At 60.4% G+C, this 3,297-nt stretch carries 4 protein-coding genes and 1 pseudogene; 2 read left to right on the top strand and 3 right to left on the bottom strand.

The features are described from left to right. Both VNX23_RS14945 and VNX23_RS14940 read left to right on the top strand, forming a co-directional pair. A partial coding sequence (locus VNX23_RS14945; RefSeq protein WP_325631231.1) for a glutamate synthase-related protein occupies positions 1 to 1,815 on the top strand: 1,815 nt, incomplete at its 5' end. A 141-nt stretch (positions 1,816 to 1,956) separates the two neighbouring features. Next, positions 1,957 to 2,100 carry a hypothetical protein gene (locus tag VNX23_RS14940; protein ID WP_325631229.1) on the top strand — a complete coding sequence of 48 codons (144 nt, stop codon included), beginning with the start codon at positions 1,957 to 1,959 and terminating at the stop codon, positions 2,098 to 2,100. Here the strand turns inward: VNX23_RS14940 and VNX23_RS14935 are convergent. The 3 genes and pseudogenes from VNX23_RS14935 to VNX23_RS14925 form a co-directional block, all read right to left on the bottom strand. Beyond that, a pseudogene (locus VNX23_RS14935) lies at positions 2,100 to 2,180 on the bottom strand (oxidoreductase); the annotation flags it as partial. The gene VNX23_RS14940 and the pseudogene VNX23_RS14935 sit on opposite strands and share 1 nt — an antisense overlap. A gap of 6 nt (positions 2,181 to 2,186) precedes the next feature. Further along, positions 2,187 to 2,564, bottom strand: coding sequence for a hypothetical protein (locus VNX23_RS14930; RefSeq protein WP_325631228.1), 378 nt, complete (start codon positions 2,562 to 2,564; stop codon positions 2,187 to 2,189). Positions 2,565 to 2,712: 148 nt separating this feature from the next. Then, on the bottom strand, positions 2,713 to 3,297 hold a 585-nt coding region (locus VNX23_RS14925; RefSeq protein WP_325631226.1), incomplete at its 5' end, for an SDR family NAD(P)-dependent oxidoreductase.

Below are 3,297 nucleotides of genomic sequence, written 5' to 3'. Positions count from 1 at the left end.
GTGGCCTCGGGCCGCTTCGGCGTCACCACGGAATATCTCGTCAATTCCGACATGATGCAGATCAAGATGGCGCAAGGCGCAAAGCCGGGCGAAGGCGGGCAGCTGCCCGGTCACAAGGTCGATGCGATCATCGCCAAGGTCAGGCATTCGACGCCCGGCGTCGGCCTGATCTCGCCGCCGCCGCATCACGACATCTATTCGATCGAGGACCTGGCGCAGCTGATCTATGACCTGAAGAACGTCAATCCCGACGGTCTGGTCTCGGTGAAACTGGTGTCGGAAATCGGCGTCGGCACGGTCGCCGCTGGTGTCGCCAAGGCGCGGGCCGATCACGTCACCATTGCGGGCTTTGAAGGCGGCACTGGCGCCAGCCCGCTGACCTCGATCAAGCACGCCGGCAGCCCTTGGGAAATCGGCCTCGCCGAGACTCATCAGACGCTGGTGCGCGAGCGGCTGCGCAGCCGCATCGTGGTGCAGGTCGATGGCGGCTTCCGCACCGGACGCGATGTGGTGATCGGCGCACTGCTCGGCGCCGACGAGTTCGGCTTCGCCACAGCGCCCTTGATCGCGGCGGGCTGCATCATGATGCGCAAGTGCCATCTCAACACCTGCCCGGTCGGGGTGGCGACGCAGGACCCGGTGCTACGCAAGCGCTTCACCGGCCAGCCCGAGCACGTCATCAACTATTTCTTCTTCGTGGCCGAAGAGGTCCGCGAAATCATGGCGGCACTTGGCTATCGCAGGTTCGAGGATATGGTCGGCCAGACCCAGATGCTCGACCAAAACGCGCTGGTCGCGCACTGGAAGGCCAAGGGCCTCGATTTCTCAAAACTGTTCTTCAAGCAAAACGAAGCCCCCGGTCAGAAGATATTCCATGCCGAAGGACAGAACCATCATCTGGAAAACGTGCTCGACCGTAAATTGATTGCGCAGGCGCAGCCGGCGATCGACCGCGGCGCGCCAGTCAAAATCGAAATGGAGATCAACAACACCGATCGCGGCGCCGGCGCGATGCTGTCCGGGACCATCGCCAGGCTTTACGGCCACACCGGCCTGCCTGAAGACACGATCCATGTCAGCTTCAAGGGTACCGCCGGTCAGGCGTTCGGCGCGTGGCTGGTGCGCGGCATCACCTTCGACCTCGAAGGCGAAGGCAACGACTACGTCGGCAAGGGTCTCTCCGGCGGCCGCATCATCGTGCGGCCTCCCCGGAATTCCGGCATCGTGCCGGAGGAATCCATCATTGTCGGCAACACCGTGATGTACGGCGCAATCGAGGGCGAATGCTATTTCCGCGGCATCGCCGGCGAACGCTTCGCGGTGCGCAATTCGGGCGCGATCGCCGTGATCGAAGGCGCCGGCGATCATTGCTGCGAGTACATGACCGGCGGCGTTGTCGTGGTACTCGGCAAGACCGGGCGCAATTTCGCGGCCGGCATGTCGGGCGGCGTCGCCTATGTGCTCGACGAGGACGGCAGCTTTCCGATGCTGTGCAATCTGGCGATGGTCGAGCTGGAGCCGCTGCTCTCGGAAGAGATGGTCAACGCCAACGCGTTCCATCGCGCCGGCGACCTCGAGGCGCACGGCAAGGTTGACGTGTTCGCCAACCTGACCGGCTTCGATGTCGAGCGTTTGCACATCCTGATTTCGCGGCACGCGAAGCTGACAGGTTCGGCGCGCGCCGCGGCAATTCTCGCGGACTGGAAGACCTGGCTGCCGAAATTCCGCAAGGTGATGCCGGTTGAATTCCGCCGCGCGCTGAACGACATGAAATCGCGCGAGCCAGCCGAACCCAAGATCGCGATCGGCGCGTGAACATGATCCGGAAAAGTGGGCACCGGTTTTCCGGTCGGGCCATGCTCAAACAAAGTTAAGATGGGGCATTATCGCGGCTCAATCTGCGATAACGGTCCGGGGTTACAGCGAGTTGATTCAGGTTTCGGGGCGTCAGGTTTAATGGGCAAGATTACAGGCTTTCTGGAGATCGACCGTCACGATCGCAAATACGCGCCGGTTGCCGAGCGCGTGAACGGCATACTCGGCGAGGCCAGCAGCACGGCCAGAACAAAACAGATAAACGCGATCATCGCGCCAACTTAGCCGTGGAGGACGCCCCGAATGTTCACGTCGATCATCCAGTTCCACTCATCGACCCTGAGAGCCGAGAGCGGCATCACGCCAAGAGGTCATTGGCTCACATGATCCCTGCCGGATTTCATCACTATTACGCCTAAGTTTAGATTTTCGGATGGACACCGGTTGTGATCCGGCAATCGTGGGCCTAAAGGTGTGATATCTTTCGTTTCAGCATCTTGTCGGCGATCTTGCGACCGCTCTTGCGGCGCTTCGTGCCTTTGTTCGAGAAAATCCACGCGGCCTCGATCCCCTTCGGCTTCGCCATCAACCTGGCCGAACAGCGACAGGCCGGTCTCGGTTGGCACGATATTCTTTCCCTGGGCAATCAGAAAACCCTGCTTCTTCAGCCCGCCGATGATCTCGGCTCGGGTCATTTGGTCGTGTGACATTGCCATTAGCTCCGAGCCGGGATCAGGCGTGGCGGTCATGGTGGCCTGCTCAAGACCGAGTTGGATTGAACGACGACTTCGAAATCTTTGAGATCGGGCCCCGGCCTCTTTCGCGCCACCTACCGCACGGGCAGGCCTTAGGACCTGCCCGTTTCCACTCCTTGTTGAAGTTGGCTGCGCTCAGGTTCTAAAGGTTGACGTCCAAGCCGAACTCCCGTTTCACCGCGGCTTTGTATTCCTCATCGCTCGCTCCTCCACGGCGGACGATTTCCTCATCCGTCTTGCTCGCTCGCCACTCGAGAACTGGCACCGCGTCCGGTCCAACTGGATACCGAAGCTGCCAACTGTCGCTGTCGACGATCTTGAGTATTTGTTCTCCAACGACGTAAGGCGACGTCGGTGTTGAAAGTGACGCGTTGAACAAAGCGGCTAGACGTCGGGAATGCGGGTAAGGGCTATCCTTTAGCGGCGGCGTTCCTTTGGCGAAGATTGGTGTAGCGATAACACCGGGTTCAACGATCGCCACACGCACGTTGAACGCCTTCATTTCCTGCGCAAGACACTCGCTCAGCGCCTCAAGAGCCCACTTGGATGCGGCGTAGGCTGCTTGCGGAGCCATTGCTATTCGGCCGGCGACAGACGTTATATTCACGATGCAACCGTGCCGACGTTCGCGCATGCCCGGTATCACGGCCTTTATGCAACGTAGCGCACCGAAAAAATTGGTGTCCATGATTTTGCGGAAACTCTCCAACGGCACCTCTTCCACCGA

Origin of the sequence: Bradyrhizobium sp., from assembly GCF_035570375.1 — a bacterium.
In the GTDB taxonomy this organism is placed as follows: Bacteria; Pseudomonadota; Alphaproteobacteria; order Rhizobiales; family Xanthobacteraceae; genus Bradyrhizobium.
Note: the sequence above shows the minus strand (reverse complement) of the source record. Positions and strands in the feature narration are given on the sequence as shown.

Coding starts and splice junctions, on each gene's coding strand:
- VNX23_RS14940 (WP_325631229.1), top strand. CDS start 1,957: ATGGGCAAGATTACAGGCTTTCTGGAGATCGACCGTCACGATCGCAAA.
- VNX23_RS14930 (WP_325631228.1), bottom strand. CDS start 2,564: ATGACCGCCACGCCTGATCCCGGCTCGGAGCTAATGGCAATGTCACAC.